The sequence below is a fragment of the Marinovum sp. PR37 genome, from assembly GCF_028807375.1.
Lineage (GTDB): Bacteria > Pseudomonadota > Alphaproteobacteria > Rhodobacterales > Rhodobacteraceae > Marinovum > Marinovum algicola.
The window spans coordinates 1-17,609 of record NZ_JARAML010000005.1 but is presented as its reverse complement, the minus strand read 5'-3'; the positions used below and the strand labels follow the sequence as shown (position 1 = coordinate 17,609).

The 17,609-nt window shown below is 67.5% G+C and carries 10 protein-coding genes; all 10 read left to right on the top strand.

What is annotated here, in order from left to right; all coding sequences use genetic code 11:
• Positions 1 to 19 precede the first annotated feature (19 nt).
• Positions 20 to 760 (top strand): hypothetical protein, encoded by a 741-nt coding sequence (locus tag PVW49_RS05700; RefSeq protein WP_274566207.1) that lies wholly within the window; start codon positions 20 to 22, stop codon positions 758 to 760.
• 11 nt (positions 761 to 771) lie between these two features.
• Entirely contained in the window at positions 772 to 2,724 is a 1,953-nt protein-coding gene (locus PVW49_RS05695; protein ID WP_274590103.1) for a prenyltransferase/squalene oxidase repeat-containing protein, read from the top strand.
• Positions 2,721 to 3,002: a hypothetical protein gene (locus PVW49_RS05690; protein WP_139211140.1), complete on the top strand. Its 282-nt coding sequence runs from the start codon at positions 2,721 to 2,723 to the stop codon at positions 3,000 to 3,002. Before PVW49_RS05695 ends, PVW49_RS05690 begins: the two co-directional genes overlap by 4 nt.
• A gap of 26 nt (positions 3,003 to 3,028) precedes the next feature.
• Positions 3,029 to 3,874 (top strand): phytanoyl-CoA dioxygenase family protein, encoded by an 846-nt coding sequence (locus PVW49_RS05685; RefSeq protein WP_074834193.1) that lies wholly within the window; start codon positions 3,029 to 3,031, stop codon positions 3,872 to 3,874.
• Between the two features lie 30 nt (positions 3,875 to 3,904).
• Complete coding sequence (locus PVW49_RS05680) at positions 3,905 to 12,112, top strand: RHS repeat-associated core domain-containing protein (protein ID WP_274590102.1); 8,208 nt, start codon at positions 3,905 to 3,907, stop codon at positions 12,110 to 12,112.
• 138 nt (positions 12,113 to 12,250) lie between these two features.
• Positions 12,251 to 13,459, top strand: a complete 1,209-nt coding sequence (locus tag PVW49_RS05675; RefSeq protein ID WP_274590101.1) for a multidrug effflux MFS transporter — start codon at positions 12,251 to 12,253, stop codon at positions 13,457 to 13,459.
• 218 nt (positions 13,460 to 13,677) lie between these two features.
• The gene (locus PVW49_RS05670) at positions 13,678 to 14,337 is read left to right on the top strand and encodes a paraquat-inducible protein A (protein ID WP_274590100.1); all 660 of its coding nucleotides are present in this window, start codon (positions 13,678 to 13,680) and stop codon (positions 14,335 to 14,337) included.
• Complete coding sequence (locus PVW49_RS05665) at positions 14,334 to 14,939, top strand: paraquat-inducible protein A (RefSeq protein ID WP_074834189.1); 606 nt, start codon at positions 14,334 to 14,336, stop codon at positions 14,937 to 14,939. The genes PVW49_RS05670 and PVW49_RS05665 overlap by 4 nt, the downstream gene beginning before the upstream one ends.
• Positions 14,936 to 16,774 (top strand): PqiB family protein, encoded by a 1,839-nt coding sequence (locus PVW49_RS05660; RefSeq protein ID WP_048529547.1) that lies wholly within the window; start codon positions 14,936 to 14,938, stop codon positions 16,772 to 16,774. Before PVW49_RS05665 ends, PVW49_RS05660 begins: the two co-directional genes overlap by 4 nt.
• 1 nt (position 16,775) lies before the next feature.
• Positions 16,776 to 17,396 (top strand): ABC-type transport auxiliary lipoprotein family protein, encoded by a 621-nt coding sequence (locus PVW49_RS05655; protein ID WP_274590099.1) that lies wholly within the window; start codon positions 16,776 to 16,778, stop codon positions 17,394 to 17,396.
• Positions 17,397 to 17,609 lie beyond the last annotated feature (213 nt).

Here is a 17,609-nt window from a genome sequence, read left to right as displayed (position 1 = left end):
CCCGCGGGAGGACGAACGAATGAAAGACGACATGAATCTCATGGCGGAAGCCATGGCCGGCGGCCAGACGACACCTGATGTCAGCATCGTCGGCGCCCAGGGCCAGACCGGCAACGCCGGGCAAAACGGCCAGACCGGCAACGGCGGGGTCGACGGGCGCAACGCCAATTGCAACTGGAAGACCGGATGCAGCAGCGGCTCTTCCGGCACCAATGGCGCCGATGGTGGCGACGGATCGGGCGGCATCGAAGGCGGCGAAGGCGGCGATGCCACCGACGCCAAAATCTATATCGGCGAGCTTTCCGGCACGATCTTTGTCGCCGGACGCGGTGGCAATGGCGGCAACGGCGGCAATGGCGGCAACGGTGGCAACGGCGGCAATGGCGGCACCGGCGGCAATGGCGACAAGGACGGCGCCTACAGCCATGATGGCTATAACGGCGGCAACGGTGGCAATGGCGGCAACGGCGGCAGCGGCGGCAAGGGCGGCGACGGCGGCAACGGCAGCCGGGTGACCCTGTCTTACGGCAAGCTCGACAGCGGCGCCAACATCGTGCCGATCACCGAGCCGAGCAACCCCGGCAATGGCGGCAGCGGCGGCGTCGGCGGTGCCGGCGGTCAGGGCGGCAAGGGCGGCTCGCGCGGCGGCGGCAACGGCACGCCGGGCGCGACCGGCAAGGCCGGCGATCACGGCGCCGACGGCGACAGCGGTGGCACGCCCAGCGTCATCACCGTCAACGCCGGTCCTCCCCCGAGCTGATGCCAGCCACAATGGCGGCGCCGCTGGCCAGGGTCCGGCGGCGCACCCTCCGACTGTGCGAGACGGCGCGGCGGCTGACCCCTGCCGCGCAGCGCGCCCGCACGGATGAATGCCTGGCGGCAGTGCTCGGCACGGAGCGGCTTGATGCCGAAGACGCCTTCGGGCGCTCGGCGCTGAATTCGGACGGAACCCCCTTGCAACTCTGCCTGACGGCCAGACCCGGTGGCCAGGCGCTGCGCTATCTCGGCGATCCCTGCGCGCATCTTTCGGGCGCCGCGCGGATCGATGCCGCGCGCCAGGCGATGGGCACCGCGATGCGGACGGCCGGCGCCGAGGGCCTTCGACCTTCGGCCGAAGCGCTGCTGGCGCGGGTCTTGCCGCAAGACCGCGCCGTGCGGGACACCTTTCGCGACGGTGCGCTCTGGCTCGGCCTTGCCGCCGAACGGCCGGGGCTGGCACTTTATGTCGAGGCCGCGAGAACAGATTGGGACATCGCGGGCGCCTGGCTGGCGGACCTGCTGCCCGACGCCGGGCCGGCGCATCAAGCGATCGCCGGGCTCAGGCCGCATTGCGCGCCCGCCTCTTACGGGCTCGAAGGGCTCGACGCCGGCAAAGGCCGCGCCAAGATCTATTTCCGCCTGACCGCGCCGCAGGATGTGCACGCCCTCGGCCTCGCGCCGCTGGCCAGCCCGGCGATGCTGGATGTCCTCGCCATCGCCATGGCCGGGCGGGGGGTCGATCTCGACGGGCTGGTGATGAGCATGGGCTTCGATCTCGCCACCGGCGCGCTGGTCGATTGCAAGGCCGATCTCTGTGGGCATTGCCTCGATCACACGCTGGAGGACTGGCAGCGGATCGTGACATCCTGCTGCGCCCGGCTCGGGATCCCGCCGGTGGATGTCGCCCCGCTCCTCGATGGCGGCGAGACGCGGATCGCCTTTCTGGGCTGTGGCGTCTCCGCCGAGGGCGCGGCGCGGCTCAACCTCTATCTTCAGCCCAGCCCCGACGCCCGCCCCAATGCGCCCGAGAGCCTGCGCGCCGCGGCGGAGGATGCGGTGGCCTATCTGCTGGCGCAGCAACGGGAGGATGGCCATTGGCAGGATTACGAGCTGCCGGTGGGCGCCAGCGATCAGTGGATCACCGGCTATCTCGGCATGAGCCTCGCCGAGGCCGCAGACCGCCTGCATCTGCCCGCGGCGCGCGCCGCCGCCGAACGTGCCGCCGACTGGCTGTGCCGCGACCGGCCCTATGCGGCCGGATGGGGCTACAATGCCAGCACCGGGCCCGACAGCGACAGCACCGCCATGGTCCTGACCCTGCTGCACCGGCTCGACCGGCCCTGCGCCGAGGCCGATACCGGGTTTCTCGCGGCGCGCTGGCCCGAGGGCGCGTCGGGGATCAGCACCTATGACGGCAGCGACGCCTGGGCCCAGGCGCATTGGGACGTCACGCCCTACGCCTATGCCGCCTTGCCGGCCGCCGCCCGGGCCGCGCGCGCAGACGGCTTTCGCCGGGGTCTTGCCGACAATCTTCAGCCCGACGGCACCTGGCGGGCCTATTGGTGGCGCAGCCCGCTTTATGGCACGCTGCTCACCCGCGAGGTGCTCGATGCGCTTGGCGAGCCCCTGCCCGAAGCGCTGCCCCGGCGGCTCAGCCTCGGCGCCGAAACGACGCTCGATCTCGCATGCGCGGTGGGCGTCGCCCATCTGCACGGCACCGAGGCCGAGGATCTGGCGGGGGCGCTGGCCGCGCTTCTTCGGCGGCAGTTGCCCGACGGCGGCTTTCCCGGCGGCGCCGATCTGCGGGTGACCGATCAGGCCTGCACCGCCCCCTGGGACGCGCCCGACGGCCAGTATTTCACCGACATCGCCGGCAGTTTCACCACCGCCACGGCGCTGCGCGTGCTGGCGCGGCTCTGGCAGGATCGGGCCGGCGCGGCCGCCAGTGCCGGGGTGGCGGCATGAGCGCCCCCCGCCCGCCGATGCTGATCTACAGCCGGAGCTGCCGGCCCTGCCTGCGGCTGGCGCGACTGGCGCGGGCGCTGTCGCTGGGCCAGCTCGAACTGCGCGCCGCCGAAGACCTGCCCGAGCTGCCGGCGGAGTGGCGGGGCCAGCCCGTGCTCTGCCTGCCTGACGGCCGCAGCCGCATCGGCGCCGAGGCGGTGATCCGCGCCCTGCCCGGCGCGGTCTGCGGCGCGCTTGTGACCCGAAGCCGCGGCAAGGCCCGGCACCCTCAGACATGACCCGACCGACAATCAAGGAGACCGCCATGACCCGTCCGCGCTGCGCCCTCAGGGACCCGCATTCCGAAGACCTGCTGCGCCGCGACGGCTATGTCGTGCTGCCGCTCCTGACCGAAGGCGACCTTGCCGCCCTGCGCGCGGTCTATGACCGCGTGGCCCAGGCGCATGACGATGGCTTCATGGCTTCGGTACTGCATGACGATCTGGCGATGCGGGCCGGCGTGCATTCGGCGCTGGCCGAGATCTGGCGGGCGCGCGTGCTGCCGGTGCTCGAGGAATTCCGCATCATCGTCGGCTCGGTCGCCGCCAAGGCGGCCAACAGCGACAGCTCCAGCGTCGGGCTGCACCAGGATCTGAGCTTTGTCGACGAAAACCGCCCCGGCCATCTCGCCCTGTCGATCTGGGCGCCCTTGCAGGACGTCACCCCGGAAAACGGCTGCCTGAGCCTCGCCCCCGGGTCGCATCTGCTCAATTCCAACTGGCGCGAGCCTTCCGGCCTGCCCTACCGCGAGTTGATCCCGGTGATCGAGGGCGAATTCATGCAGGCGCTGCCCATGCGCGCGGGCGAGGTGCTGTTGATGGACAGCCGCACCTTTCACGGCTCGCCGCCCAACTTTTCCGATCGGCCGCGCGTGGTGGCCGCCGGCGTGGCGATCCCGGCGGAAAGCCCGTTGTTCTATGTGCACCGCGACCATGGCGGAAATCCCGATCAGGTCGAGGTCTGGCAGGTGCCCGAGGATTTCTATCGCCAGCACACCATCGGCATGCGCCCGGCCGAGGGCCGCCACCTGGCGACCCTCGCCGGCGATCCCGAGCCGCTTGACGAGGCCCGCCTGCGCCGCGCGCTGCGCCCGGTCGCGGCCCACGCCTGAGCCATATCCCATCGTGAGACGGAGCCGCCCATGACCCGCCAATCCCCTGCCGAAACCAGCCCCGACAAGGCCAATGTGCCGGCCATCCGCTCTTTCGAGTTCAACGACGCGGCGGTGGGCGACATCAAGACCAGCGTCAACCAGTTCCGCGGCACGCTCTCGCTGCCGATCGATTTCCTGACACTCGAGGGGCGCAAGGGCCTCGATGTGAAGGTCTCGGCGCTCTATTCCTCGAATATCGCCCGCGATGTCGAGACCTGGAACCTCGACGCGCCCACCGGCATTCTCGGTCTTGGCTGGCAGATGCCGGTCGAGCGCATCGTGGTGGAGACCTCGGGCAATGGCAGCCCGGCGTCTGACCGGCATTTCCTGATCGCCGGCGGCAGCGCCAACCCGATGATCTGCACCGGCACCGACAGCGCCGGGCGGCAGAGCTATCAGCTCAGGCAGTTCCAGTTCTGGCAGATCACCTATGATCCGGCCGACGAAAGCTGGCGCATCGTCAAGGAAGACGGCACCGTGCACAGTTATGGCGGCCGGGGCGCGGCCAACGCGGTGCAATGGGGCGTGCGCTGGGGCAATTTCACCGGCTCCTCCAGCCGCCTCGACGGTCAGGAACGCTATGCCCGCGCCTGGAATCTGGCCCGGATCGAGACCGTAGCGGGCGATGCCGTCAGCTATGAATATCGCGCCACCGAGGTGGCGGTGGGCGACCGCGGCGGCAAGACCTATACCCAGGCCTCTTATGTCAGTCAGATCACCGACAGCCTCGGCCGGGTGGTGAAATTCGTCTATGGCGAGAAATACGGCGCCGGCAATCCCAGCCCGCAGCAGATCGTCGAATATCACGCCGCCAACTCTGGCAAACCCGCGCCAAACGCCTATCAGGATGTCTACGAAACGTTGTATCTGGAACGGGTCGAGGTGTTCAACGCCCAGGGCCGGCAGATCCACGGGCTGACCTATACCTATGATTTCATCAATCTCGCCGCGACCACCGATCCGGCGCGCGACCTGATGTGGAAACGGGTGCTGACCTCGGTGTTCCAGTGGAGCCCGGAGGGCCGGGTGCTGCCCTCGATGCGCTTTGCCTATGACAATGATACCTCGGCGGTGAATCCCGGCGCGCTGATCAAGATCACCTATCCCGGCGGCGCCGAGGCCAGCGTCGGCTACAAGGAACTGGTGCTGGATGCGCCACGGCGCACGACGCTGAAGAACCCGCTGGGCCAGGCGACGCCCGGCGTCTGGCATGGGCCGGATTACGTGCTGACCAGTTTCACCGGCGCCAACGGCTTCCGGCTTCTGGTCTCGACCTGGAATGGCAGGTGGCAGAGTGTCGATATCACCCCGGCCGCGCTGTGCAATGCCCAGATCGATCCGCAAAGCCTCTGGGCCAGCCCGCAGGAAGGCTATCTGGCGGTCTCTGGCCGCGATACCCAGGGCAACCGTGATGTCCTTTGCCTGTTCCGGCCCGATCCGGCGGTTTTCGGCGCCTGGACGCTAGATGTGCAGGGCGTTCGCTATCTCGACCTGCGCGCGGGCAAGAGCGGCAGATCGGTCTATGCCGCCGGCCGCGATTACGTGATCGCGGGCAATCTGGATTTCTCGGCCGGGGTCTATCAGGGCTTTTCCTGGGACTGGCAGCGGCAGGCCTGGTCGGCGCCGCCGATCCGGCCCTCGGGATCGCAGGCCACCGCCAATGGCAATTTCGCCCTCGCCGCCTTTGACACCTATTACGTCGCCGCCACCTGGGACGCCAAGACCCGACGCATCGGCTATGAAACCTTCTACCGCGCCGCCGACCGAAGCTGGCAGCCGGGCGGCAGCTGGCACACCGCCAATGTCGATATTGCCGAAGAGAACGGCCAGCGGCTCTTGGCGGTAGTGGCGCAATCAAGCTATCTTGCCACCACCTATGTCACCAGCACCTCGGTCAGCGCGATCAACTATGCGGTGGCGGTGCATCAGCTTGACGAGCGCTTCGCCGCAATCAACGGCGCCAGCCCGAAAACAATGCAAGAGACGGCAGCGGTCGACAATGGCACCGCGGCCTACAATGTCTTTCAGACCGTGGCCTCGCAGAACTATCTCAACAACAACCTGATCAACCTGCGCAACGAAGGCGGCGACCAGCGCGCCAGCGCCAATGTGAACTGGGTCGAAAAGACATTGACGCTGGCGGCGGGCGAGCGCCCGAATTTCGCCTCGGAGATCGATGCCACCGCCTTTGTCACGGTCGACGGCGCCCAGCGCACGACGGCGGAAATCCTGCGCTTCGATCCGAATCAGCCAGCCTCGGCCGCCTGGCAGCCACAGCCCAACGTGGTGCAATCGGGCAGCGCGGCGACGGTTTTCGGCAGCTATCTCACCATTGGCGAAACGGTCTATTTCAACCGAACCGACGGCAGTTGGCGGGCCCTGTCGCAACAACTCACCGGGCTGGGGCCGGAGGCCAGCGTCGCCAACCGCGCGCCGAATTACATCGCCTTTCAGGACAGCGACGACGCCAGCGCCCACAGCTATATCGTCGCCACCCGCAATGGCGATATCGGTCCGGTGCAGGTGCTTCCGGGCGGGCCGCAGAAGGTATCGGTGCCGGCCGATGCCGCCGGGCCGGGCAGCAACCTGGCCGGCCTGCGCTTTCTCGTGACCTACCCCTCGGCCGAGGATTTCGACCAGGCCGGATCGCTCACCCTGATCAACCTCGACAATGGCGTACTCGAGGATTTTGCCCGTGACACGCCGGTGGCCTGGACCGCCATCGCCAACCCCTTCGACCCCGATCAGGGTTTTGTCGAAAGCTTCATCTATGCAAATTCGTCGACCGCCATCGTGTCTTACGACACCCGCACCGGGCTGGCGCAATATCCCGAGGTCTCGGTTGTCACCGGGGTCAAGACCACCGGCAACGATCTGCCGCGCAACCAGCCCGACGGGCGCTCGGAATACTATTATTCCAATGGCGTTTCGCCACAGGACAGCCTGAAATATCCCACCGGCTGGATCCTGAACTATGACCAGACGCTCAACGGGATCGAACTTGCACGGCGCGATTTTGATGCCCGGGGCGATCTGGTGGCCGAGCAGCTCAATTATTGGCAGGTTTTCACCAAGGGCCCCGGCGGCCGGCAGCTTTTCGGCTCTTATGCCAAGCCGGTCGAAACCCGGACCACGCGCGATGCGGTGACCGTCACCAGCTTTGCCGAATTCGACAGCGAAAGCGGGCTCGAAAGGTCGCGGCGGCAGGATTACCACGACAGCCGGGGCAACCGGAAATGGCTCTCCAAGTCGCTGGTCTTTGCCCACGAGGTGCCGGAGTACAAGGTGGCCTTCGAAGCGCGGCACTACCTTTCGGCCATCGCGCGGATGGATCGGGCGGTCACCGACAATGCCAGCGGCAAGGTCACGGTGATCGAAAGCAAGGCCACGACCTGGAAGGACTGGTCCGCCGGGGCTGCCCCGTCACGGCTGGCCAAGAGCGGGTCCTGGCAATGGAAGGCCGAGGGCAACACCCCGGATTTCGACTATTCCGGCGGCGCCAATGCCGGCTGGGTGCGCGAGGCCGAGATCCTGTCGCGCAGCGCTAAGAGCCTGCTGATCGAAGAACAGATCGACGCGCGCGGCGCCGCCTCGTCCTTTGTCTATGACAGCGAAAGCCGCTATCTGGTGGCCAGCTTCCCCGGCGCCGCCCGCAGCGCGGGCTGGGCCAGCTATTGGGGGGCCGAACCCTATGAGGCGCCCGATGGCTGGAGCCTGGGCCGCGGCGCCGAGATCGTGCCGCCATCGGCCCAGGGCGAGATCGACGCTCACACCGGCACCCGCGCCATCCGGCTTAACCCCGGCGCGGCCATCGGCACCGAGGCGCTGCGCCGCAACTGGATCGCGCAGGGCAAGGGGCGGATGATCGTCTCGACCTGGGTCAAGCGGCCCGAGGGTTTCGACACCAGCGCCGGCGCGGCCGAGCTGACCGTTGTCGTCAACGGCACGCTGACGGCGCGCAGCCCCTTCCCCGATCCTTGCGGCGACTGGCTCTATCTTGCCGCCGGTTTCGACCTGACGGCGGATAAATCCGACATCACCGTCAGCCTGACCAATGCCAATACCGAGACCCCGGTTCTGGTCGACAACCTCTGTATCGCGCCGGGCGATTGCACCTGGTCGGCCACCGGTTTCGACACCCGGCTCTGGCTGCCCGACGCCAAGATTGAGGCCAACGGCGTGACCTCGCGCAGCCGCTACGATCCCTTCGGCCGGGTGGTCCTGCGCACCAATGCGCGCGACGAACTGTCGGAGATTGCCACGCATTACCAGTCGCGCGACGGCCATGAGGGCAGCTTTGACCCCGCCGACCCGAACAGCCAGGCGGTGCTGCGCCCGGCGTCGGGCGGGCGGATGGAGACCTTTACTTGCGGCGGCGCCTGGCGGGCAACCTGGGCCCCGGGTGCCGCCGGCGACTGGCAATCGACCGGCGGTATGCTGACCAATGCCGGCGCCACGGGCCCGGCGACGCTGACCGCCACCGCCGCCGATCCGGCGCGCGGCTTTGCCTTTGGCGCGCAACTCCGGCCGGTGACAACGCCGGTCGGGGCGCTGGGGATCAGCGTCGGCACTAGCGTCAAGCTCGACTGGAACCCCGCCACCGGGCTCTGGAGCCTGACCGGCCCCGGCACCGCCAAGGCGCGCAGCGGCGAACCCCTGACCGGCCATGACCGGGTGATGACGCTTGCGCTGCCCGAAGAGGCCCGGGCCAGCCTGCGCAGCGGCGCCCCCGCCACCGTCCCGCCGCAGATCGTCACCGCCTTTGCCCGGCGCGGCCTGCACCTGCCCCGCGATGCGCGGGTGGCCCGGCATCCCGAAACCGGCGTGCAGGAGATCCATCCGCCCGGCGCCGACTATCGCTATGTGCTCACCCCGCTGGACGACGCGGAGGAGGCAAAGGTCGCGGTGCATCGGGTGGGCGGGGTCTGGCAGCTGCTGGTTCACAAGCGCAGCCTCGTCTTTCGCATCGACGGCAAGGTGATCTTCAGCGAGGTCTTCGACAGCGCCATCACCGGCGCGCTGACCCTGCATTTCGACAGCCAGGTCGAGATCTCCGACCTCGCGCTGGGCCATGCGCCGGCAGCGGCCGTGAACTACACCGACACCACCGGCATTCCGCTGCAACAGCAGGGGCTCGAACACGAGCGGATGACCGTGAGCCAGTTCCTCGCCGACAGCCACGGCCGGCTCGCCGTCAAGGCCAAGCCGGCCTGGATCGCGGCCTCGGACAAGACCCCGCTGCTGGCCTATACGCCGGACATGGCCAGGCTCGACTGGACCAGCGGCCAGATGACCGGCCGTGTCGCCGAGGCCTATCCCGACGACGGCGGTTTTCCTTATGCCCGCGAGGTCTTCGAGGCCTCGCCCCTGGGGCGCACCGTGGCCTCCGGCCTGCCCGGCGCCGATTTTGCCATCGGCGCGCATGACAGTCGCGTTGCCTATGGCGCCAACGATGGCAGCCATGGCCTTCCGGTCGCCGGCTACCTGCGCGAGACGGTGACCGACCCCAACGGCAATGTGACCACCACGATCTCGACCACCTTGGGCCAGGTGGTGGTGCAATCGGCCGAGCGGACCAAGGGGCAGCTGATCACCAGCTTCGTGATCTACGACGATGCCGGCAACCCGGTCGAACGGCGCCAGCCCAACTACTTCGATCCGCCCGCCGACAGCCTGCCCGAGGATTGGGTGATCGCCCAGAGCTTCGATTTCGCCGGCCGGCCGCTGACCAAGACCATCGGCCGCACCGGCAGCAGCCAGTTCGTCTATTCCGATGCCGGTGATCTGCGCTTCATGGAAGACCCCGAGGGCGCCGCCGGTGGCACCTATCTTTACTGGACCTATGACCGGCTGGGCCGACCGCTGGAGAACGGTTATCTGACCGGCAGTTTCGATCGCAAGACCCTGACCGCCAAGGCCACCGAGGCCCCTGGCTGGCCCGCCACGCCCGACACCTGGCGCAAGCGCCAGCATTGGGACGGCACCGATCCGGCGGCCAATGCCATCGGCCGGCTTACGCAGGTCGAGACCAGCCAGAGCGACGAGGGCACATCGGCGAGCCGCGACAGCTATCGCTACGATCTCTTCGGCAACACCGTGCAGATCCGTCAGGCGGTGACCGGGGTCAGCGGCGACCGGCAGACCGATTATGCCTTTGACGCCCAGGGATCTCCGCTGGCGGTGCAATATCCGCGCGACATCGAGGGCACACGCTGGCGGCTGAGCTATCGGTACGATGCGCTGGGCCGGGTCAGCACGATCTCGCAGGGCGAGACCGGCAACGAGGAACTGATCCGCTATGCCTATCGCGCCGATGGCCGCCCCGAGGCGGAGCAGCGCCGCGGCGACGGCAGCACGCCCAGCGACCGCGAGTATGCCTACAACCCGCCGCTCTGGCCGACGCGGCTGCATGACAGCACCGCCACGGCGGCGCTGTTCACCGAAGAGCTGAGCTATACCGCCGGCGGCTACAAGGGGGCGGGTTACTACGACGGGGTCATCGCCAAGGCCGGGTATCCGGCGGCGGGCGGCGCCCCGGCGCATGACTTTGCCTATGCCTACAATGGCCTGGGCGAGATCGAGACGGCGGATTGCGCCGCCGAGCCGGAATGGAGCCTCGGCACCGACGGCCCGGTGCGCTACGACGCCAACGGCAATATGCGCGCCGCCAATCTCGGCACGCGCGAGATCGCGTTCACCTATGTCGCCCAGACCCAGCGGCTCAAGACCCTGCGCGACGTGACCGGGGGCGGCGACGTCGAGGTGGCGCGCTATACCTACACAAAGAACGGCGCGGCCAAGACGTCAAAGACCGTCGGCACCCCGTTCGAGAACGGCCGCGAGATCGCCTTTGACCACGATCCCGGCATTTCGCGGCCGGTGGCGGCGCGGGTCGCGGGCGGCGATGACGTGACCTATCGCTATGGCGCGACCGGGCGGCGGGTGCTCAAGACCGTGCCGCGCGACAATGGCGCGGTGGAGCAGACCGTCTATGCCTATGGCGCCGACAACGTGCCGCTTTATGAACAGGCGCCGCGCGACGAGATGCTTTATGGTTTCGGACCGCAGGGACTTGCCCTGCTGCGCCACAACGGCAAGGTCTACTACATCCTGCGCGACCATCTCGGCTCGGTCCGCCGGTTGCTCGATGACAAGAACGCGGTGGTGGCCGATTTCGACTATCTGCCCTATGGCACCGTCTCGCGCAGTTCCGGCCCGGCGCTGAACGCCACCAACCTGCGCTTTACCGGCCATCGCTTCGATGCCGATCTCGGGCTTTATGACACGCCGGCGCGCTTTTACGGCGCCCAGATCGGCCGGTTCCTCGATACCGATCCGATGAGCCAGTTCAATTCGCCCTACACCTATGCCGCCAACAACCCGGTGCTTTATGTCGACCCGGACGGCCGGTTCTCGATCGGCAGCCTGTTCTCGGCGATTGCCGGGGTGATCATCGGCGCGGTCGAGATTCTGATCGGCGTGGCAATCGATGTGGTGGCGGGGGTTCTCGAGGTGGTGACCGGCGGGCTGGCGACGCCGGCGGCGGTGGCGCTGGCCGCGGCCGCAGGGTTCTTTTATGGCGCCGGCGCCAGTTCGATCATCTATTCGGTGCTCAACGTCCAGAGCTTTGACTGGAAGGAATACGGCATCTCGATGGGCGTCGGCGCGGTGGCCGGGGCAATCTCCTTCGGCTTTGGCGCGCTGGGCACCGCCGCGGCGACCAGCGCCGGGGCCACGGCGACGGTTCAGGCCGCCAGCAAGGCGACGCAAACCGTCGTCGAATATGGCATCAAGGCGGGGTTCGGCGCGGTTGGCGGCGCCGTGAGCGGCGCGGTTTCTACCTCGCTCAACGACGTGGCGCATAATGTCACGCCGGGGTTCGACGTGGTCAGCGGCGCGCTCTGGGGTGCGGTCTCGACCGCGATAACCGCCGGCACGGCGGGGCCGGCCTACAAGGCGGGGTTCAAGGAGTTCGGCAAGCGCGTGCTGATCAACACCGCCAAGAAAGAGGCCATCGGCATCTCGGTCAGCGTGACCAGGAACGCGGTCAACGGCGACCCGCTCGACAAGGGGCTGGTGAACACCGCGGTAAGCGGCGCCGTCTGGGGCTCGATTGGGGCGGTCGGTGCCAAGAGCGCCGGCAAGGAAACCACCGAGGACGCCTTTGCCGCCATCGGAGCCATGGCCGTGATCTGACCCCGGCGCCCTCTGCCGCCGCTGTCCGGCAACAGCGCGGCAAGCGGGCCCCGGGGAACGGGAGAACAGGCCTTGGCCTTTCCCTGCCGCAGGGTCTAGGAGAGGGCGGACGTCAGATGACAAAGGCCGCAGCCCCCGATGACCCGACCGACACCGCCCCGACCGGCCTTTGCCGAATATATCGCGCTGGTTGCGCTGCTGATCTCGATCGGCGCGCTCGGCACCGACATCATGCTGCCCGCGCTCGAGGCGATCAGCGCCGATCTCGGCGCGCCCAAGCTCACCGACGGGCATTACATCGTCAGCGCCTTCTTTCTCGGCATGGCCGGTGGCCAGCTCATCGTCGGGCCGCTGGCCGACAGTTTCGGGCGCAAGCCGGTGATCTATGCCGGCTACGGCGTCTTTGTGCTCGGCTGCCTGGTCTCGGCCTTCACCGAGAGCTGGGCGATCATGCTGGCGGGGCGGGTGCTTCAGGGCTTCGGCGCCGCTGCGCCGCGCATCGTCACTGTCGCCATGGTACGCGACGAATACGAAGGCCGGGCGATGGCGCGGATCATGTCGATCGTCATGGCCGCCTTCATCATCGTGCCGGTTGTCGCCCCGGCGCTGGGCCAGGGCCTGATCCTGCTGGGCGGCTGGCGGTCGACCTTTGCCGGGCTGGTGGTGCTGGCGCTGGCGGTCGTGGGCTGGTTTGCCCTGCGGCAGAGAGAGACCCTGGCCCCCGAGGACAAGCGGGCGTTTCGGCTGGGCGATATCGCCACCGGCCTGCGCGAGATCCTGCGGACCCGGGTGGCGCTGGGCTATACGCTGACCGCCGGGCTGATGTACGGCATGTTCGTCGGCTACCTCGGCGCCGCGCAGCAGATCTTTCAGGGTGTCTTCGGCGTCGGAGAGCTCTTCGCCGCCTATTTCGCCCTGGCTTCCACCGCGCTCGGGGCGGCGGCGATCGTCAATGCCTCGCTGGTGATGCGGCTCGGGATGCGCCGGCTCACCGGGCTGGCGCTTGTGGCGCTGACCGGCCTTTCCTTTGGCTTCTGGGCGCTTCTGCCGATTTATGGCGGTCAGCCCCCGATGCTTCTGTTTATCCTCTGGCAGCTTTCGGTGTTTTTCTGCGTCGGCATTACCTTCGGCAATCTCAACGCGCTGGCGCTGGAACCGCTGGGCCATATGGCGGGCCTCGGCGCGGCCTTTGTCGGCTCGCTCGCCACCTTTCTGTCGCTGCCCCTGGCAGCGGCGATCAGCGCCCGCATCAATGGCACGGTGACCCCGCTGATCGCCGGCTTTGCCGTGCTCGGGCTCGCCGCCTGCTGCGTCATGTACTGGACGAACCGCGGTCGCCCGGACTGAGCCCTTGCCGTCGCGAACTTCGGGTTCCTGAGCCGCTTGGCAAGGGTCTTGCACCCTCTCCGATCACCGCGCCAAAATTCCGCAAGGTCACCCGCCGCCCCGCCCAAAAGTGATCGCCCCGCCGCGGCGCAGAGTGGACAGCACGCGGGTGGCGCACTACTCTCTGTTCGGCTGTTCGCGACTGGTTATGGACAGCCAGATCGCGGGGCAGCGGGAAGTTGGAACGAAACGACATGGTGCAGACCGAAGAGCGGCCCGAGAAAGCGGCGGGCAACGCGCTTTATGCCTGTCCGGTCTGCGACACGCTCTACAACGAGCCCGAGGTGCCCGAAAACTCCATCGCGCTCTGTCACCGCTGCGGCCATGTGATCGCCGCACCGCGCTCGGACGCCTTTGCCCGGGTGCTGGCGCTGGCGATGACCTCGGCCGTGCTGATGACCGCCGCGATCTTCTTTCCCTTCATCGATCTTCAGGCCGGCGGCATCCACAACCGCACCTCGATTCTGGATGCGATTCAGGTGTTTTCCTCGGGGCTGATGGTGCCGCTGGCGGTGGTGGTGGCGCTCTTGATCGTGCTGATCCCCTTCCTCCGGCTGCTGGCGATCATCTACACGCTGCTGCCGCTGATGCGCGACCGGAAGCCTTACGCCCATGCCAAGGCGGCCTTTCGACTGGCCGAACGGCTGCGACCCTGGTCCATGGCCGAGATCTTCATCGTCGGCGTCGCGGTGGCGCTGGTCAAGGTCGGCGGGCTTGCGACGCTCAACCTCGGCCCCGCCTTCTGGGCCATGTCAGGCTTTGTGGTGGTTACCGTTCTGCAAGACACCAGCATGTGCCGCCACACGATCTGGAATTCGCTCGAGGCCACCGATCAATGACAACCGCACGACAAGCCGGGCTGGTGGCCTGCGTCACCTGCGGGCGGGTCGACCGCCGGGGCGCCGAGGAATGCGCCCGCTGCGGCGACACCCTGCCCCATCAAAGCCGCCGCTCGCTTCAGACGGTCTGGGCCTGGCTCTTTGCCGGGATCGTCATCTACATCCCGGCCAATACCTATCCGATGCTGCGCACCTCGACCCTGCTCGACAAATCCGAAAGCACCATCATCGGCGGCGCTATCGAGCTGTTGCATTACGGCTCTTACGGCGTGGCCTTTATCGTGTTCTTCGCCAGCATCGTGATTCCGATCGGCAAGTTCATCGCCATCGGGTATCTCGCGCTCAGCCTGCGCCGGGCGCGGCCGGACCGTGTACATCAGCGCCACCTGCTATATGAGGTGGTCGAATTCATCGGCCGCTGGTCGATGATCGACGTTTTCGTGGTGGCGATCCTCTCGGCTCTTGTCCAGCTGGGCTCGGTCGCTACCATCAACCCCGGAATTGCCGCCGTGAGCTTTCTGCTGTCGGTCGCGTTTACAATGCTGGCGGCCCAGAGCTTTGACCCGAAGCTGATCTGGGATGCCGATGAGGAGCCGCAATGACCGAGCCAAAAGCAGCCGACCCGGTGGTGCGCCGCGCCCGTGGCCCGCGCTTTTCGGTGGTCTGGCTGGTGCCGATTCTCGCGCTCGCGGTCTCGCTTGGCATCGCCTATCAGACCTATGCCGAACGTGGTGTGCTGATCGAGATCGCCTTTGACAGCGCCTCCGGCATTGCCGCCGAAAAGACCGAGCTGCGCTATCGCGACGTGACCGTCGGGCTGGTCGAGGATGTGCGCTTTTCCGACGATCTGGGCGAAGTCATCGCCGCGGTGCGGATCGACCGCAATCTCGCGCCCTATCTCGACGAGAACGCGGAGTTCTGGGTGGTGCGCCCCGAGATCTCGGCCCAGGGGATCACCGGCCTCAACACCGTCCTGTCCGGCGTCTACATCGTCGGTCAGTGGGACAGCACCGCCGGCGCCGCCCGCACCCGATTTGACGGGCTGGAAAACGCCCCGATCAACAATCCCGACGAAGACGGCACCCGCGTGCGGCTGAGCGCCCGCGACAGCAATTCGATCATCGCCGGCGCGCCGATCCTCTACAAGGGCATCCCGGTCGGTACCGTCGAAGCGCCCGACCTGGCCGAAGGCGGCGAGCAGGTGATCATCACCGGCTTTGTCCGCGCCCCTTATGACGAGATCATCACCAGCGACACGCGGTTCTGGAATATCTCCGGGGTCTCGGTCTCGCTCGACACCTCCGGCGTCTCGCTGAATTTCTCGTCGCTGGCCTCGCTGGTGCAGGGCGGGATCAGTTTCGACACTTTCGTCCCCGGTGGCGACGCGGTGGCCGATGGCACCGAATTCCCGCTTTATGCCGACGAAAGCGCCGCGCGCTCGAGCCTGCTCAACGATCCCACCGCCGAGCGGCTGCGGGCGCTGGCGGTGTTCGATGGCACCGTGGGCGGGCTGGCCGAAGGCGCGACGGTGCGCTTTCGCGGCGTGCCGGTCGGCGAAGTCGACAATGTGGCAATGGTCGCCGGCGAACGTGACGGCCGCAAGGTCGTGCGGATGCGCGCAATGCTGGCGATCATCCCGTCCCGCCTCGGCCTGTCGAACGAGGACGGCGTCGAGGAAGCGCTGGACCTGCTGAGCGTCTATGTCGAAGAGGGGCTGCGCGTGCGGCTGGCCACCGCCAGCCTGCTGTCCAGCGATCTGGTGGTCGACCTGATCGAGCTGCCGATCGACGAAGAGGGGGAAGCCGAGATCGTGATGACCGAGATGGGCATTCCGCAACTGCCCACCATCGAGGCCGAGGTCAGCGATCTGAACGCCACCGCCGAAGGCGTGTTTCAGCGGATCAACAACCTGCCGATCGAAGAGGTCCTGGCTTCGGTGCAGGGGCTGATCGACAATGCTTCGGCGCTGGTCGCTTCTGACGACATCCGCGCCGTGGCGCCGGGCATCAATGCCACGCTTGCCGACCTGCGCGCGCTTCAGCCCGAGGTTACATCGACCCTGGAAGAATTCCGCACCATCACGCCGGAGCTGACCGATACGCTCGACGAGGCCACGGCGACGCTGGAAGAGGTCCGCCTGATCGTTGCCGGCCTGCGCGAAAGCGGCGCGACCGAGAACGTCAACAACGTCTTTGCCTCCGCCGCCAACGCGGCCGATGCGGTCGAGGCCGCCGCCGGCGAACTGCCCAAGCTGACCGCACGGCTGACGACGCTTGCCACCCGCACCGAGAAGGTAATCGAATCCTACGGCGACAATTCAAGGCTGATCAACGGTGCGCTCTCCACCCTGCGCGACGTGAGCGAAGCCGCCGACGCCCTGCGCAGCCTGGCGCGCACCATTCAGCGCAACCCGAATTCCCTGATTATAGGTCGATGACATGACAGCCGCGAAATTCCTTTCCGCCCTGGCGCTGGCCGCCCTGACCGCCTGTGCCGACACCGAACCGCAATACCTGCTCGAGCCCGCGCCGTCGAAACTGCGGGTGAACTCGGTGGTGCGAACGGTGCTGGTGCGAACGGTGTCTCTGCCGACCTATGCCGCCGATCAGAAAATCGCGGTTCAGGGAGAGGGCGGCGAGGTTCTGGCCAGCGATTTCGGACTCTGGGCGGATGAGCCCGAGCGCGCCACAACGCTGATCATCTCGCGCAATCTCAACACCATGACCTCTGCCCGGGTGGCGCCCGAGCCCTGGCCCCTGCCCGAACCGCCCAAGGGCGTGATCGATATCCGCATCGAAACCTTCATCGCCACCCAATCCGATACCTTCCGGATGTCGGGGCAGTATTTCATGGGCTCCGAGACGCCGGATCCGATCGAGAATTTCGACGACCCCGACGCGCCGCCCAAGATCGTCCCGGCCCCGCTTTCCGACAAGGCACGGGTGTTCGACATCGTTGTGGCCCTGCCGGTCAAGACCGCCGCCGCCATCGCCGCGGCACAGGCAACAGCGCTGACCACCCTCTCCGAACAGATCGCCCGGGACATGGCGTCGCGATGAACCGTCAGGCGAGCCCCCCTGTCAAGGCGGGCTGGGAATGCGCTTTTCGGGCGGGACGGGCTTTGGTTTCGGAGCGGGGTTCGAGCCTGCGGCTGTTGGCGGCTGGACTCGTCCGTTGGTCGGGGGGAAGGTCAGGGGCCTCTCCGGCCATACCAGGAAGTACAGTCCTGCGTGCGCTGGTCTGTTTTTTCGGTATATTTTTGTGTGTAGATT

Excerpts from the sequence above, each read along its gene's own strand:
- PVW49_RS05660 (WP_048529547.1), top strand. The coding sequence starts at position 14,936 with ATGACCGAGCCAAAAGCAGCCGACCCGGTGGTGCGCCGCGCCCGTGGC.
- PVW49_RS05680 (WP_274590102.1), top strand. The coding sequence starts at position 3,905 with ATGACCCGCCAATCCCCTGCCGAAACCAGCCCCGACAAGGCCAATGTG.
- PVW49_RS05685 (WP_074834193.1), top strand. The coding sequence starts at position 3,029 with ATGACCCGTCCGCGCTGCGCCCTCAGGGACCCGCATTCCGAAGACCTG.
- PVW49_RS05655 (WP_274590099.1), top strand. The coding sequence starts at position 16,776 with ATGACAGCCGCGAAATTCCTTTCCGCCCTGGCGCTGGCCGCCCTGACC.
- PVW49_RS05700 (WP_274566207.1), top strand. The coding sequence starts at position 20 with ATGAAAGACGACATGAATCTCATGGCGGAAGCCATGGCCGGCGGCCAG.
- PVW49_RS05695 (WP_274590103.1), top strand. The coding sequence starts at position 772 with ATGGCGGCGCCGCTGGCCAGGGTCCGGCGGCGCACCCTCCGACTGTGC.
- PVW49_RS05665 (WP_074834189.1), top strand. The coding sequence starts at position 14,334 with ATGACAACCGCACGACAAGCCGGGCTGGTGGCCTGCGTCACCTGCGGG.
- PVW49_RS05675 (WP_274590101.1), top strand. The coding sequence starts at position 12,251 with ATGACCCGACCGACACCGCCCCGACCGGCCTTTGCCGAATATATCGCG.
- PVW49_RS05690 (WP_139211140.1), top strand. The coding sequence starts at position 2,721 with ATGAGCGCCCCCCGCCCGCCGATGCTGATCTACAGCCGGAGCTGCCGG.